15 protein-coding genes and 1 pseudogene are annotated in these 14,690 nt (G+C 70.9%); 10 read left to right on the top strand and 6 right to left on the bottom strand.

Annotated features, from left to right (window positions below):
* Positions 1-23 precede the first annotated feature (23 nt).
* Complete coding sequence (locus ACFYZ8_RS15450; RefSeq protein ID WP_388532846.1) at positions 24-929, bottom strand: LysR family transcriptional regulator; 906 nt, start codon at positions 927-929, stop codon at positions 24-26.
* A 119-nt stretch (positions 930-1,048) separates the two neighbouring features.
* Between ACFYZ8_RS15450 and ACFYZ8_RS15445 the strand changes: the two genes are divergently transcribed.
* The 3 genes from ACFYZ8_RS15445 to ACFYZ8_RS15435 all read left to right on the top strand — a co-directional run bounded on the left by ACFYZ8_RS15445 (position 1,049) and on the right by ACFYZ8_RS15435 (position 3,371).
* Positions 1,049-1,255, top strand: coding sequence for a hypothetical protein (locus ACFYZ8_RS15445; RefSeq protein ID WP_388532845.1), 207 nt, complete (start codon positions 1,049-1,051; stop codon positions 1,253-1,255).
* 764 nt (positions 1,256-2,019) lie between these two features.
* The gene (locus ACFYZ8_RS15440; RefSeq protein WP_359031241.1) at positions 2,020-2,454 is read left to right on the top strand and encodes a hypothetical protein; all 435 of its coding nucleotides are present in this window, start codon (positions 2,020-2,022) and stop codon (positions 2,452-2,454) included.
* Positions 2,455-2,459: 5 nt separating this feature from the next.
* Positions 2,460-3,371: a hypothetical protein gene (locus ACFYZ8_RS15435; protein WP_388532842.1), complete on the top strand. Its 912-nt coding sequence runs from the start codon at positions 2,460-2,462 to the stop codon at positions 3,369-3,371.
* Positions 3,372-3,382: 11 nt separating this feature from the next.
* Here ACFYZ8_RS15435 and ACFYZ8_RS15430 read toward each other — a convergent pair whose 3' ends face one another.
* Positions 3,383-4,255: an LLM class F420-dependent oxidoreductase gene (locus ACFYZ8_RS15430; protein WP_388532840.1), complete on the bottom strand. Its 873-nt coding sequence runs from the start codon at positions 4,253-4,255 to the stop codon at positions 3,383-3,385.
* Between the two features lie 903 nt (positions 4,256-5,158).
* Positions 5,159-6,126, bottom strand: a pseudogene (locus ACFYZ8_RS15425) (TerC family protein).
* A 246-nt stretch (positions 6,127-6,372) separates the two neighbouring features.
* Between ACFYZ8_RS15425 and ACFYZ8_RS15420 the strand changes: the two are divergent.
* Both ACFYZ8_RS15420 and ACFYZ8_RS15415 read left to right on the top strand, forming a co-directional pair.
* Entirely contained in the window at positions 6,373-7,350 is a 978-nt protein-coding gene (locus tag ACFYZ8_RS15420) for an alpha/beta hydrolase (RefSeq protein ID WP_388532835.1), read from the top strand.
* 142 nt (positions 7,351-7,492) lie between these two features.
* Positions 7,493-8,482 carry a helix-turn-helix domain-containing protein gene (locus tag ACFYZ8_RS15415; protein WP_388532834.1) on the top strand — a complete coding sequence of 330 codons (990 nt, stop codon included), beginning with the start codon at positions 7,493-7,495 and terminating at the stop codon, positions 8,480-8,482.
* Positions 8,483-8,497: 15 nt separating this feature from the next.
* Here ACFYZ8_RS15415 and ACFYZ8_RS15410 read toward each other — a convergent pair whose 3' ends face one another.
* Positions 8,498-8,851 carry a hypothetical protein gene (locus tag ACFYZ8_RS15410; protein WP_359031235.1) on the bottom strand — a complete coding sequence of 118 codons (354 nt, stop codon included), beginning with the start codon at positions 8,849-8,851 and terminating at the stop codon, positions 8,498-8,500.
* 135 nt (positions 8,852-8,986) lie between these two features.
* On the opposite strand from ACFYZ8_RS15410, the gene ACFYZ8_RS15405 reads away from it, so the two are divergent.
* From ACFYZ8_RS15405 to ACFYZ8_RS15395, 3 genes are all read left to right on the top strand, one after another.
* Positions 8,987-9,445: a MarR family winged helix-turn-helix transcriptional regulator gene (locus tag ACFYZ8_RS15405; protein WP_388532832.1), complete on the top strand. Its 459-nt coding sequence runs from the start codon at positions 8,987-8,989 to the stop codon at positions 9,443-9,445.
* A 99-nt stretch (positions 9,446-9,544) separates the two neighbouring features.
* Positions 9,545-9,811, top strand: coding sequence for a hypothetical protein (locus ACFYZ8_RS15400; RefSeq protein ID WP_359031233.1), 267 nt, complete (start codon positions 9,545-9,547; stop codon positions 9,809-9,811).
* A 136-nt stretch (positions 9,812-9,947) separates the two neighbouring features.
* Positions 9,948-11,141, top strand: a complete 1,194-nt coding sequence (locus ACFYZ8_RS15395) for a CaiB/BaiF CoA transferase family protein (protein ID WP_388532831.1) — start codon at positions 9,948-9,950, stop codon at positions 11,139-11,141.
* Positions 11,142-11,207: 66 nt separating this feature from the next.
* Here ACFYZ8_RS15395 and ACFYZ8_RS15390 read toward each other — a convergent pair whose 3' ends face one another.
* Positions 11,208-11,915, bottom strand: coding sequence for an SDR family NAD(P)-dependent oxidoreductase (locus ACFYZ8_RS15390; protein WP_388532830.1), 708 nt, complete (start codon positions 11,913-11,915; stop codon positions 11,208-11,210).
* Positions 11,916-12,018: 103 nt separating this feature from the next.
* Here ACFYZ8_RS15390 and ACFYZ8_RS15385 point away from each other — a divergent pair, with 103 nt between their 5' ends.
* Positions 12,019-12,864, top strand: a complete 846-nt coding sequence (locus ACFYZ8_RS15385) for a helix-turn-helix transcriptional regulator (RefSeq protein WP_359031230.1) — start codon at positions 12,019-12,021, stop codon at positions 12,862-12,864.
* 51 nt (positions 12,865-12,915) lie between these two features.
* On the opposite strand, the gene ACFYZ8_RS15380 is transcribed toward ACFYZ8_RS15385, so the two are convergent.
* A complete protein-coding gene (locus ACFYZ8_RS15380; RefSeq protein ID WP_388532829.1) occupies positions 12,916-13,767 on the bottom strand; it encodes a hypothetical protein in 852 nt (283 codons plus the stop codon).
* Between the two features lie 223 nt (positions 13,768-13,990).
* On the opposite strand from ACFYZ8_RS15380, the gene ACFYZ8_RS15375 reads away from it, so the two are divergent.
* Positions 13,991-14,668, top strand: a complete 678-nt coding sequence (locus tag ACFYZ8_RS15375; protein ID WP_388532827.1) for a LuxR C-terminal-related transcriptional regulator — start codon at positions 13,991-13,993, stop codon at positions 14,666-14,668.
* Positions 14,669-14,690: the final 22 nt, after the last annotated feature.

The raw sequence follows: 14,690 nt of genomic DNA, 5'->3' as shown, positions 1-14,690 counted from the left end.
GGGGTGACCGCCCCCGCCGCCTCTCAGGCCACTGCCGTGGGCGCCAGATCCCGGAGCACCCTCAACGCCGCCGCGATCGCCGGGCGTTCCTGTGCTCCGGCGCGCGTGCAGGTCAGCAGCTTTCTGTGGGGGTTGCCCTCGCAGCGGACCCTCGTGACCGGCAGGTGCGGGGTCAGCCGGGCCAGGCGGGGGATCAGGGCCACGCCCAGGCGGTGGGCGACCAGGTGGGCGGTGACGTTCCACTCCACCGCGTGGTGGACCACGCTCGGGCTGAAACCGGCCGCCCCGCAGGCCGACATGACGTGCGTACGGCAGGGGCTGTCCGCGACGGGGGCGATCCAGTCCTCGTAGGCCGCTTCCGCGAGGTGCACGCGGTCACGCTCGGCCAACGGATGGTCCGCGGGTACGACCAGGTCGAACGGGTCGTCCAGCAGGGGCTGTTGGTCGAAGCGGGGGTCGCTCATGGGCGGGTTGTGCGGGGTCGCCTCCACGACGGCCAGGTCGATCTCCCCCTCGAAGAGCAGGTCGAAGCTCTCCGGCACGCCCGACTCCTGGATGCTGACGGTCAGTCGGCGATGCCGCTCGCGCAGTCGGCAGGCCATGGGGGCGAGCAGCACCGAGACGGCCGCGGCCAGGCCGCCCACCCGCAGCGGTCCCGCGGGCTCCACCCGGTCGGCGCGCAGATCGAGTTCGGCCTGTTCCCAGCGGGCCTGGATGGCGTCGGCGTGTGCCAGCAGGCTTCTGGCGGCCGGGGTGAGACGCACCCCGCGGCCCTGGGGTTCGAGGAGGTCCACGTCCAGGTCGCGGGCGAGCTGCCGGATCTGCTGGGAGGCCGCGGACGGCGTGAAGTGCAGGGCGCGGGCGGCCGCGGTGACCGTGCCGTAGTGGGCGACCGCCCTCAGGACGTGGAGCCGGCGCAGGTCAATCATGAAGCCCACGCTTCAAGGTCGGGTCCGGAAAGTCAACCTGGACGTGAACGAAGACGCCGCCGCATCCTGGGCTGTCTCGCGACGGCCGCCCAACAGCCCACGAGGTACGAGGAGTCACCATGAGCAGCACGACCCGCGCCGTCTGCCCGCACTGCGGCTGGCCGGACGACGCCGAGCCCTTCCAGGTGGTGTCCCGGCACGGCACAGCGACGGGTGGGACGGCGTGGACCCGTTGCGCGTGCGGCTCGTTGCAGGTCCGCGTGACCGACGGCCGCGGGACACGGGTCGTCTCCCGCAGCCGGCCGACCGCCGCGCGGGCGGGTTAGATACGCGACGGGGAGCGCGGAGAGCCCGCGAAGGAGACGAGTAGGCCGCCGTTCCAGCCGCTCAGGCCGCTCGGCGAGGCGGATGCCGGGGAACCGGGCCAGCACCGCGCGCAGGACGATCTCCGCCGCGGCCGAAGCCGAGATGACCGGTGGCACACGGGCCAGGTCGAGCAGGTCCGCCGAGGGGAAGCGCAGGGGGCGCGGTTGGCCGCGCCGACGGCCACCAGCACCGGGGCGTCGTCCAGACTGTCGCCGGGGCCCCGGCGCTTGGCGGCGACCAGGCCTGTCATGTAGTCGGCCAGGGCGTACGAGGCCGCGTCGATGACGTCGGACCTGCGCCATGAACGGCCGCAGCCGCGCCACCGCCGTGTCCCTTGACAGCCGGGGATCACCAAGGGCCGCTCTCGCTTCCGCGTAGCCGGTGATCAGGTAACCGGGGCGCCCGCCCGACTGCGAGGGTCCTGGGTCGGATCGGGTCAGGTCGGATCGGGTCGGATCGGGTCGGTCATGCTTTCGGGCTCCCCGGCCTCCGGCTCCCCGTCATCGCCGACCCGCCCAACGCGGGGCGCCCACGGGGCAGTTGCCGGGGACCGCCCACAACACGGATATCAGTCGACATAGCCCCTGATGTCCCCGGTCAGCATGTGCCACAGCAGCAATTCCCAATGCCCCAACGGATCAGAGGTTGTTACGATCATCCGGCTCACGCGGCGAGGAATTATGGCGCCGGTCCAATCGTGTATGACCAACACGGGAGATTTGCCATGCGTTTGAGCAGAACCTTCGCTTCCCTCGGTGTGACCGCCACCGCCACTGCGGGGCTGGTACTCGGAGTGGCTCCGCAGTCGAATGCCGATGCGGGACTCACCTGTCCCGATTCCCAGACCTACTGCATGCGGTTCTACTACAACACCGGTTATGCCGGTTCCCGTACCGTGTTCCGCGGCTTCGACCACTACAGCCTGAACGGCTACACGTTCCTCGGCGAGGGCGCCGGAAAGGGCCTGGCCGTCAAGAACAACTCCGCCTCCGCGGTCAACATGGCCCCGTACAACCTGGTGATCTACTTCAACAGCAACCTCCAGGGCGCCTGCGACGCCCTCCCGGAGTTCGGGTCGGCGTACAAGCTGAAGAACACGTACAACAACAACGCCTCCTTCGGGTACGGCCGCGCCGACAACACCTGCTACAAGTTCTGATCCGCGTGCGACGCCTGGCACCCATGTGCCTGGCCCTGGCCGCCGCCCTGCTCGGCTGCTCCTCCGGGAGCGGTCCGGGCACGGGCGGCGCCCCGGCCGGGTCCACCGAGTCCCCTGTCCCATCGGGCACTTCTGCGGCAAAACCGCAGGTCACCTTTGTCGAACGGCTGCCCATTGCCCGTTACAGCTACACCCCTGACGAGGCCGCCGTCATCGAGTCCGCGCAGCAGGTCCTGACCAAGCGCTGTCTGCGCACCTTTGGCATCACGTACGAGCCGGCCGAGCGGGAGGCCGAGACCTCCCCGTCCGCCGATCGCCGCTACGGACTGTCCAGCGCGAGCGAGGCGGCACGCCTCGGCTACCACCCCGACATCGGCCCCCTGCCGGCCGGCCCCGACCTTCCCGAGGACGCCCTGCGGGTGTTCTACGGAAACCGGGGCGCGGAACCGGGCAGCGCCGAAAAGGTCGTCTACAAAGGCAGGGAAGTGCCGAGGAACGGCTGCTTCGGCCAGGCGGTGGCGGAACTGGCGAAGAAGTACGACGCCCCGGGAGCGGTGGAGATCGCCCGTGACATCTCCACGCGAAGCTATACGGATTCGCTGACCGAGCCACTGGTGAAGGAGGCATTCCGGAACTGGTCCGCCTGCATGCGGAGTTCAGGATTCCGATATACGTCTCCGCTCGAACCGGCGAACAACAAGGAGTTCCAAGGCGAGGACATCTCCATGAGAGAGAAAGAGACCGCGCGTGCGGATGTGCGCTGCAAGGAGAAGACCGATCTGCTCGACATCTGGTTCAAGGCCGAATCAGCCCTGCAGAAGGCGGAGATAAACAAGAACTCCGAATCCCTGCAGAGCCTCCTCACGGCCCACCGGAAGAAGACGGAGGCGGCCCGCCGGATCGTCGCGGAGGGCTAGTCCAGGTCGGGTCAGTCGAGATCCGCGAGCCGCTGTACGGCGGGTGCCGTGAAGCGTTCGATCCACTCGGCGGGGGCGCCGGTGCGCGGGGCGAGGATGACCGTGTCGATGCCGAGCTTGGCGTAGCCGGTGATGTCCCGGGTGAAGGCGTCCAGGTCGCCGCCGTCGGCCGTGTAGGTCATCGTCTTGCGGATCTCGGCGTAGTCCCGGCCCTCGGTGTCGCAGTGGCGGCGCAGCACGTCGAGCTTGTGCGTGACCTCCTCCGGGGAGGTGGCGAACAGGTTGCAGGCGTCGCCGTAGCGGGCGACCAGGCGCAGGGTCTTCTTCTCGCCGCTTCCGCCGATCATGATCTCGGGGCGCGGGCTGCTGACCGGGGCCGGTACGCACAGGGTCTCCGCGAGCCGGTAGTGCGCGCCCTCGAAGGGGCCGTTCGTCGCCGGGTCCCACATCTGCAGACAGATCCGCAGGGTCTCCTCCAGCCGCTCGAAGCGCTCCGCGAGCGTCGGGAACGGCACGCCGAGCCCTTCGTGCTCCCGGTCGTACCAGGCGGCTCCGATGCCGAGGGTGGCCCGGCCGCCGGAGAGCACGTCGAGCGTGGTCGCGATCTTGGCGAGCAGTCCGGGGTGGCGGTACGTCACCCCGGTCACCAGCGCGCCGAGCTGGACCGTCTCGGTGTGGGCCGCGAGGAAGCCGAGGGTTGTGTAGGCCTCCAGCATGGCGTCCTCGGCGCCGCCGTTGAACTCCATCTGGAAGTAGTGGTCCATCACCGACAGCCAACTCACCCCGGCCGCCTCCGCCGCGGCACCCGCGGCGGCGAGCTCGGCCCCGAGAGCGGGTGCGCCCTCGGGATGGTTGAACCGGTTGATGTGCACGCCCACACGCATGTCCGTCTCCGTCCACGTGACCCTGCAACGACCTTGCCGACGCTAGAGCTTGGAGCGCTCTCGAAGTCAAGGGGGACGCGGTGCGGGGGGCGGTTTACGGTGCGGGGCTCGGGGTGAGCGTTGGCCGGGTGGGAGCAGCTTCGCGGCCCGGCGTCGGTGGCGTGCCCCCCGTCGGCCCTCGCCAGAAGCCGACGATGGGCGACGGCCTGGTGTGCGTGCCGGCCAGATGGGAGCAGCTTCCCGGCCTGCCGCCGATCCCGCAAAGGGCGCTCGACCGCGCCAGAGCCTGGCATGAGCGCCAACCCGGCCGGAGCGAGCTACCTCCCGGCCCGGCGTCGGTGGCGTGACCGCCGTCGGCCCTCGCCAGAAGCCGACGATGGGCGCGGCCTGGTGTGCACGGGCCAGGTGGGAGCAGCTTCCGAGGGCCCTGCGTCGGTGGGCGACAGCCGCCGGGCCTCGGCAGAAGCCGCAAGAGGCACACCACCGCGCGAGAGCCTGACGTGAGCGCCAACGGCTCCCCGCCCCGGCGTCGATCACGTGACACCCCTCAGCCGTCGGCCTTGGCGGCGGCCGACCTTGGGGACAGTCAGGTGTGCGTGCCCGCCGAGTCGGGACCGCTTCCCGGCCTGCCCTTGGTCGCATGACAGCCGTCGAGCCTCGACGGGAGCCGCACAGGGCGCGCAACCGCACGGGAGCCTGACGTGAGCGAGTGTCCGGTCTGGGCGGGAGGGGACGGACGCGAAGGCCGTCACACCGCGACCGTGCCGATGCCCCCCGGCAGCCGGCGGCGCGGAATACACGGTGGACGTCACCGGACCCGCACCCGCGCCCGGATCCCGAGCGAGGTCGGTGACTACAGGTGTTAGTCGGCGCCGCCCATGCGGCCTCCTACGCGGGGCGCTCTCACGCCACCCCTTCCGCCTCCGCCGGCTCCTGCCTCTTCGCCGCCCGCAGGCTCGTCAGCGTGGTGATCGTCAGGACGAGGACGATGAAGCCCAGCGAGAAGGGGATGCTGATCTCGGGGACGTGGACGCCGGATTCGTGGAGGGCGTGCAGGACGAGTTTGACGCCGATGAAGCCCAGGATGATCGAGAGGCCGTAGCTGAGGTGGACCAGCTTCTTCAGCAGGCCGCCGATGAGGAAGTACAGCTGGCGCAGGCCCATCAGGGCGAAGGCGTTGGCGGTGAAGACGATGTACGGGTCCTGGGTGAGGCCGTAGATCGCGGGGATGGAGTCCAGGGCGAAGAGCACGTCGGTGGAGCCGATCGCGAGCATCACGACGAGCATCGGGGTCATGACCCGCTTGCCGTTCTGCTCGATCCACAGCTTGGTGCCGTGGTAGCGGTCGGCCACGCCGAAGCGCCGCTCCACCATCTTCAGCAGCTTGTTCTCCTCGTACTCCTCGTCATGCCCGCCCTTGCGGGCGTCCTGGACGAGCTTCCACGCGGTCCAGATCAGGAACGCGCCGAAGAGGTAGAACACCCAGGAGAACGCGGAGATGATCGCCGCTCCGGCCGCGATGAACCCGGCGCGCAGCACGAGCGCCATCACGACGCCGACCATCAGCACCCGCTGCTGGTACTGCGAGGGCACCGCGAACTTGCCCATGATCAGGACGAACACGAAGAGGTTGTCGACGCTCAGGGACTTCTCGGTGATGTACCCGGCGAAGAACTCGCCCATGGGTTTCCCGCCGCCGAACAGGAGCAGTCCGAGACCGAAGAGACAGGCCAGCACGACCCAGACGACGGTCCAGACGCCGGCTTCCTTGACGGACACGTCGTGGGGCTTGCGGCCGATGAGGAAGTCGGCGCCGACCAGGACGCACAGGGCGACGACGTCAGCAGCCAGACGGTGACAGAGACGTTCACTGGTTCTCCTGGTGCATGGGGGTATCGACAGCGTTGTCACCGCCCGGGAGCCCTTCCACCTGCAAAAGGTGAACAACAGGTGACGCGATGGCAAGGAACCGCAGGTCGCGAGGGAACGTGGCGGAATCCCACCTCCCGTCACCCGCCGTACGGCGGGCAGGTTCCGCCGTACGGCGGCGCCCCGGACGGACGCCGTTGCCCCGATCATGACGCCACGAGCCGCCGCGCCCCGCGTGAGGAGAAGCCATGACACATGTGCCGCCCCCGTTCGACCCCGAGCTCGGTGCCGCCCTGGACGTGATCAAGGACGTGATCCCGCCCGGTTTCACCCTGGACGAGATCGACGCCATGCGACAGGGGCCGGGCATCGAGATGCTGGCCGACCTGGATCTGACCCTGGACGGGTTCTTCGAGGTCGAGGACCGGTCGGTGCCGGGACCTGAGGGTGCCCCCGAGATCTCGCTGCTGATCTGCCGGCCCACCGCTCCGGCGCCCGCCGGCACCGGGCGTCCGGTGATCTACCACGTCCACGGCGGGGGCATGGTCCTCGGCAACAACCGTGTCGGCGTGGACGGTCCGCTGGCCTGGGCGAAGGAGCTGGACGCGGTCGTGGTGTCGGTGGAGTACCGGCTGGCGCCCGAACATCCGCATCCGGCGCCGGTCGAGGACGTCTACGCCGGGTACGTGTGGACGTCCGAGCACGCCGGGGAGCTCGGTGGCGACCCCGAGCGGATCGTGATCGCCGGTGCGAGCGCCGGTGGCGGGCTCTCGGCGGCGCTGGCGCTGCTCGCCCGGGACCGCAAGGGGCCCCGGGCGATGGGCCAGTTGCTGATGTGCCCGATGCTGGACGACCGCAACGACAGTCCCTCGTCGTACCAGATGGCGGGGCTCGGGGTCTGGGACCGTACGGCCAACGAGACGGGCTGGACCGCGTTGCTGGGTGAGCTGCGGGGTGGCCCGGACGTTCCGGCGTACGCGGCGCCGGGCCGGGCCGAGGACCTGTCGGGGCTGCCGCCCGCCTTCCTCGACGTGGGATCGGCGGAGACGTTCCGGGACGAGGTCGTCGCGTACGCGTCCCGGATCTGGCAGGCGGGTGGGGTCGCGGAGCTGCATGTGTGGCCGGGCGGCTTCCACGGGTTCGACGGTTTCGCGCCGCAGGCGGCCTTGTCCCAGGCGGCGCGGGCGGCGCACCTGGCCTGGCTGCGGAGGCTGCTGGGCTGCTGAGGGCGCTGCGGGAGGAGCAAGGAAGGAACCGGCTGTGTCACGCGGCGAAGGCGGCCGGCGCTGCCCCGCCACGTGACGAACCGGCACATCTCACAGCTCCGCGCGGGGGCGCCCCGCGGCCCCCATGCCGCACCATGGGCCTATGAAAGAGCTGGCCGGGCGCCTGACCGCGCTGGATCCCGATGCCGGTGCCGCGGTCCGGGTCATCGCCTACTTCGACCGGCTGTCCGAGGCCCGCGCGGGGCTGGAGGCGCTGGTGCGCGGCGCGGCCGTACTGGCCGGGGTGCCCGCGCGGCTGGTCGATGCCGAGCGGCGGGTGCAGGTCCGGGTCGAGGCCGACGGGACCCGCCGGGACTCCGGGGCGCCGCCGGAACCCGGCTGGCCTTCCGCCGCGCTCGCGCCCGGCGGAGCGGCCACGCTGTGGCTGGAGCGGGCCGAGGCGGCGCCCAGTGTGGTCGACGCGGTGATTCTGGAGCGGGCCGCGGGGGCCGTACGGCTCGTTCTGGACCGTACGCGGGGACGCGCGCCTGTCGATGATCCGGCGCTGGTCGAGACCGTGCTGGACGCGACGGCGCCCGAAGCCGCCCGGTTGCACGCGGTGCGTGGGCTCGGACTGGATCCCGCGGTGTCCGCGCGTGCGCTGGCCCCGCTCGGCGGGCGGCCCCGGATCGTGGCCGGGCGGGCGGACGCCGAATGGCCGGCGGGGCGGATCGGGGTGGGGCCCGCCGTGCCCGTGCTCGATCTGCCGCGGTCCTGGGCGGACGCCCGCACGGCACTGCGCTTCACCGCGGAGGGCACGGCTCAGGATCCTGGACCGAAGGTCGTGTACGCGGACGAGCTGGGCGGCGTCGCGCTGCTGGCCGACCTCGTCGCGCCCGGCGCGGAGCCGCCGCCCGACGTCCGGGCGCTGGAGGCGGCGGGGGCGAGCACGCCCTGGCTGCTCGCCACGCTGCACGCCGTGGTCTCGACGGCGAGCCTGCGCGCGGCCGCCGCCGAGATCAGCGTCCACCACTCCACGCTCCAGGACCGGCTGTCCCACGCCGAGCACGTGCTGGGCTGGCCGCTGCGCACGCCTCAGGGTCGACTGCGGCTGCAACTGGCCCTGGCGATGCGGCACTTGGCACGGCCGTAGCGGGAGCCCAGCGGCTCAGCGGAACTCGTGCACGACCTCGATCCGGCCGACGATGTGCGCGTTGAACTCGTCGAGCTCCTCGGCCGGGACCCACAGTTCGAGGATCGTTCGGCCGCCCGCCTGCCGGACGGGATAGCGGCCCAGGAAGTCCGACTCGACGTCGAAGCGAGTCACGAAGCCGGCGCCGTCGTGCTTGACGTTCCAGTCCCGGGCGATGCGGATCGCGTAGTCCTCGTTGAGGACCGGGTAGAAGATGGGCTGCTCGGGCAGCCGCGGCGGCCAGGCACGCCAGTCGAGCTCCCGGACCAGGTCCAGCTCCTTGGGGCCGGTCGGGCGCCAGAGGGTCGTGGTGGAGGGCCGGGTCGTCATCGGAGGTCGCTCTCTGCGGGTGCGGGTTCTGACAGCCGCGCGATAGTTGCGCGCGCACTATAGAAGCAGACGCTGAAAGTTTCAGCGATGCAATATCCTGGAGGTACCCGTACCGGGACGGAGGAAGCAGGCCCCATGACCGCGACAGACCCCTCGATGACCGCCCTCGCCCAGGGCTGGTGCGCGCTCTCCCTGCTGCACGGACGCATCGAGGCCCACATCGAGAAGGCCCTGCAGTCCGGACACGACCTCAGTGTGCGCGAGTACTCCCTGCTCGACGTCCTGGGCCGCCAGCACGACGGCGAGGGCGGACACCTGCAGATGAAGCAGGTCGCCGACGCCGTCGTGCTCAGCCAGAGCGCCACCACCCGCCTGGTCACCCGCCTCGAGGACCGCGGCCTGCTCGCCCGCTACCTGTGCCCCACCGACCGCCGCGGCATCTACACCGACGTCACCGACGCCGGCCGCACCCTCCTCGAACAGGCCCGCCCCACCAACGAGAAGGCCCTGCGCGAAGCCCTCGACCAGGCCGCCCGGAACCCCGAACTCGCCCCCCTGGTACGAGCCCTGGAAGCCCTCGGCACACCGGTCTGACGTTCCGGAGGAATTTCCGCCGACCCTCACGGGCAAGGTGCTGAAGGACCACCTGTGAAGGAACGCGGCGCATTCCGCGCAGACGAACGGAGTTCCAGCGTGACGACGAACCAGGCCACCGCCGCCGGGCAAGACATGTCACCGACCCGGATAGAGCGTCTCGACGAGGAGATCATCGCGCTGCTGGCGCGCCGCCGCGAGATGGCCCGGGAACTCCCCGTCCCGGCCCGGGCCCGCGCCTCCGACCCAGGTTTCGTGGAGACGGTGAGGGAGACCACGGACCGCTACCGCCAGGAACTCGGCGGGGCCGGAGAACTCGTCGCGCGCGCGGTCATGGTCCTGTGCCATCCGGGCCGCCAGAACTGAGCGGCGGCCACCGAAAGGCCGCACGAACCAGTCGGTGAAAGTGACCTCGACGGCAGTGACGGGGTGGCGAAGTGCACAGGTCACAGGGGTGCGGCGTCGTTGACACCCTTTCGGATCGGGCCGTACAAAGGGCCGCATGAGCCTGCCTCAGCATCCCCTGTCCGGGGTCACGGTGGTCAGCCTGGAGCAGGCCGTGGCCGCGCCCTACGCCACCCGCCAGCTCGCCGACCTCGGCGCCCGGGTGATCAAGGTGGAGCGGCCGGGCGAGGGTGACTTCGCCCGCCGCTACGACACCACCGTGCACGGCCACTCCAGCTACTTCGTGTGGCTCAACCGGTCCAAGGAGTCGCTCACCCTGGACCTGAAGGATCCGCGCGGCCTGGAGATCCTGCACCAACTCCTCGACGGCGCCGACGTGTTCGTCCAGAACCTCGCTCCGGGCGCCGCCGACCGGCTGGGCCTGGGCGTGGACGTCCTCGCCGAGCACCGGCCCCGGCTGATCCCGTGCACGATCTCCGGATACGGCACCGACGGGCCGTGGGCGGACCGCAAGTCGTACGACCTGCTGGTGCAGTGCCAGACGGGCCTGGTGTCGCTGACCGGGACCGCCGAGGAGACCGCGCGGGTGGGGATCTCCATCGCCGACATCGCGGCCGGGATGTACGCCTACAGCGGCATCCTGACCGCCCTGTACACCCGCGCCACCACCGGCACCGCGCACCCGGTGGAGGTGTCCCTGTTCGAGGCACTGGCCGAGTGGATGAGCCAGCCGGCCAACTACACCCGCTACGGGGGCAGTCAGCCGCCGCGGCTGGGCACCCAGCACGCCACCATCGCCCCGTACGGCGCCTTCACCGCCGCCGACGGCAAGGACGTCCTCTTCTCCATCCAGAACGAACGCGAGTGGCTCGCCCTCTGCACCCGTTTCCTACGACGGCCCGAGCTGGCCGAGGATCCGCGCTTCGCCACCGGCTCGGCCCGGGTCGCCCACCGCGAGGAGATCAACGCCGTGGTCGCCGAGCGGATCGCGCGCTCCGACGCCGCCGAGGTCCTGAAGGATCTGGAGGGCATCGGTATCGCCTGCGCCGGGGTCAACGACGTCGCCGCGTTCCTCGACCACCCGGTCCTGGCCGCCCGCGGCCGCTGGCAGGAGGTCACCCTCCCCGGCGGCGCCACGATGGAGGCGCTGCTGCCCCCGGCCGACCTCGCCGGACTGCCCGCGCGCATGGACCCGGTCCCGGCGGTGGGTGAGCACACCGAGGCGATCCTCACGGAACTCGGCCGCACCGGCGACGACATCGCGGCGCTGCGTGCCGACGCGGTCGTCTGAGCCCCGGACCGGATCGCGCGAGTTCGCCGACAGGGACGTCCAGCCCGTCGTCCCCGGACCGGTGGGTCACCAGGGCAACGGGCCCTTGGTGTCGAAGTACCCGCCGGTCGGGCCGTCCGGGGCGACCTGTGCCATGCGCACGATGATCTCGGCGCCCTCCGCCACGGTCTGCGTGCCCGTGTTGCCGTTCAGGTCGGTCTTGGTGAAGCCGGGCTCCACGGAGTTGATCCGCATGGCCGGGAACGCCTTCGCGAACTGCACGGTGAGCAGGTTGACCGCGGCCTTGGACGTCGGGTAGGCGATGCCCGGGTAGAAGTGCGCCGGGTGGTCCGGGTCGGAGAGTTGGGTCAGCGAGCCCAGGCCGCTGCTGACGTTGACCACCACGGGGGCGGCCGAGCGCTGGAGCAGCGGAAGGAAGGCGTGCAGGACGCGGACCACACCGAAGACGTTCGTCTCGAAGGTGGTGCGCATCTGATCGGCGGTCACGGTCGCCGCGACCGGCACGCTGTTGTCCTCGGTGCGGGTCTCGATGGCGGCGTTGTTGATCAGGACGTCGAGGCCGCCCGCCGCCTCAACGGCCTTGACCGCGGCCTCGACGGAGGCGTCGTCGGTGACGTCGAGCTGGACGAACCGCGCGCCGAGCTCGTCGGCGGCACGGCGGCCGCGATCGGCGTCACGGGCGCCGACGTACACGGTGTGCCCCGCGGCGACGAGGCGGCGGGCGGTCTCGAAGCCGAGGCCCTTGTTTGCTCCGGTGATGAGTGTTGTCGTCATGCCACCCAGAGTGCTGCGCCGGGGCCCGGTCAGCCAGAAGACCCTTCTTCCTGGGACTGGCGGTACCAGGCACATCCGCGGCCGACGGTGTTCACTGAGGACCATGGCGGCGACAGAACTGGGACAGGCGCTGCGGCGCTGGCGCGACCGGGTCCCCCCGGACGCGGCCGGGCTGCCCTCGGGCGGGCACCGGCGCGCGGCCGGGCTGCGCCGCGAGGAACTGGCCCTGCTGGCGGGCATCTCGGTCGACTACGTCACCCGTCTCGAACAGGGCCGTGCGGCCAACCCCTCCGTGCAGGTCGTGGAGGCGCTGGCCCGGGCCCTGCGGCTCTCGGGGGACGAGCGCACGTACCTCTTCGGTCTGGCGGGACTGGTGCCGCCGGGCCCTGATGTCGTGCCCGCGTTCATCACGCCCAGTGTGCAGCGGCTGCTGGGCCGGCTGGTCGACACTCCCGTCGCGGTCTCCGACGCGGCGATGACGCTGCTGCTGGCCAACCCGATGTACGCGGCGCTGATGGGCGATCCGTCGGTGCTGCGCGGCTTCGAACGCAACAGCGTGTGGCGCAACTTCACGGGCATGCCGAGCCGGGTGCGGCACACCCCTGAGGAACGGCGGGACTTCGAGGCGGGCATGGTCGCCGAACTGCGCGCGAGCGCCGCCCGCTATCCCGCCGACCGCCAACTCGCCCTGTTGGTAGCGGAGTTGCACAGCCGGAGCGAGCGGTTCGCCGAACTGTGGGACGCCGGGGTGGTGGGCCGTCTCGCCGGCTCGCGCAAGACGATCGAGCATCCACAGGTCGGCCCGCTCACACTCGACTGCGACCTGCTCCGGGTGGAGGAGAACGACCTGCACATCCTCGTGTACTCGGCCGAGCCGGGCACCGAGGCAGCCGAGAAGCTGCGGCTGATCTCGGTGCTGGGCACGCAGAGCCTGGCCGAGCGAAGCTAGCGGAGCTCGCCGGGGTCCTCCGTGAGGATACTGACGTGGCCGCCCGTGCGGTCAGTAGCCGTACCTATTCTTCAGGTGGCGCCAGAAGTCGCGCAGCATCCACTTGTCGAACTCGGTGATCTGGGTCGCGCTGCCCGCGTTCATCAGGAAGCAGCACTGGCCGGTGGGGGTCCAGTCGTAGAAGTCGTCGAGGCCGAAGGTGTGGCCGACTTCGTGGAGATAGATGTGGATGTTCTCCTGGGCGAGGGCTCCGGTGAAGTACTCCTGTCCGACGCGCTGGCCCCAGTCACCTCCCGCGCCGCCCTGGAAGCCCTTGGTCAGCCAGAGCGACTGGTCGTAGTGGCGGGCCACACCGCCGGGGCACTTCGCGTAGTTGCCGTCCTGATGGAAGAAGCGGCCGCAGTCCGGGGCACACTGCGGGGCTCCGCCCTCGTCCAGGTTTCCGGCGTAGATGTCGACCGAGTTGTCGGTCCACTGGAGGGTCGAGCGGTTCTTCACCGCCCAGCCGACGACGTTGACGGGCACGGTTTTGTACGGCCAGGCGTTGGTGCCGGTGCCGTTGTCGAGCATGGCGGCCATCCACTTGCCGAACTGCTTCTTCAGGGCGGCGTGGACCTGGTCGCGCAGGGCGGCGCTGACCGGGGCGTCGGACTCCCAGCGGACGCAGTAGTTGACGCTGCCCTTGTTGGCCATGACCTGGTCCCAGCCGTAGTTGCGGAAGCCGTAGAGGTCGGGGTAGGTCGACTCGACGTGGTTCCACACCTCACCCAGGGGCTGGACGAGGTTGGCGGGCGGGTTCCAGTTGTCCGCCGCCTGTGCCGGGGTCGCCGTGACGGCGGGTGAGGTCAGTACCGCGAGGAGGGCGGCGAGGACGGTGACGAGACGCACGATGCGGGTGCGCATGGGGTGAACTCCCTTCGTGGGGGCTGGGATTCACCGTGGAGTCGCCACCGGTCCGGGCCGGGTTGCCCCCCGCTCCAAACTTCTGGGCCGACAACCGGAATGTGAGCCACCCCACAATCGATACGCTCCCGTTTCGATAGCCGTGGAGTTACGCTGAAACCCACGAGAACGAAACCGTTTCGTTCAGCAAGCGTGTCCGCTGGACGAGAATGGAGAACGCGACATGACCAGCGTCCTCATCGCCACCGGCCAGTCACTTCAGCGTGTCGGCCTCCGCATGCTCCTCGAGGCCCAGCCGGATCTGACCGTCGTCGGCGAGGCCGCGCACGGGCCCGAGGCGGTCCGGCTGAGCGCCCTGCTGCGGCCGGACGTCGTCCTGCTGGACGGCCGCACCCCCGACACGGACACCGTCGAGACCGTCCGCCGACTGACCCGAACGCCGGACGGGCGCGCCCCGCACGTCCTGCTGCTGACCGCGGCCGACGACACCCATCCCTACGCCGCCCTGCGCTCCGGTGCCGCCGGGCACCTCCCCGAGGGGGCCACCGCCGAGGAACTGGTCGCGGCCGTCCGGGTCGTGGCCGCCGGTGACGTGGTCGTCTCCCCCGGGCTGACCCGCGCCCTCATCGACGCCGTCCGCAGCGGGCGCGCCGTGGAGAACTCCGTGCCGGGCAGCCGGCTGGGCGCCCTCACCGGACGCGAACGGGACGTGCTCACCGCGGTCGCCTCCGGCGACTCCAACGCCGAGATCGCCGACCGGCTCTGCATCGCCCCGACCACCGTGAAGTCCCACGTCAGCAACATCCTCACCAAGATCGGCGCGCGCGGCCGGGTCCAGGCGGTCGTCTTCGCCTACGAGTCGGGACTGGTCCGGCCCACCCAGCACGTACTGCACGCGTGAGGGCAGCGCGTCGTCGCGCACC

It is taken from the genome of Streptomyces sp. NPDC001668 (assembly GCF_042893155.1).
Taxonomy (GTDB): domain Bacteria; phylum Actinomycetota; class Actinomycetes; order Streptomycetales; family Streptomycetaceae; genus Streptomyces.
This window is presented reverse-complemented; position numbering and strand designations above follow the sequence as displayed.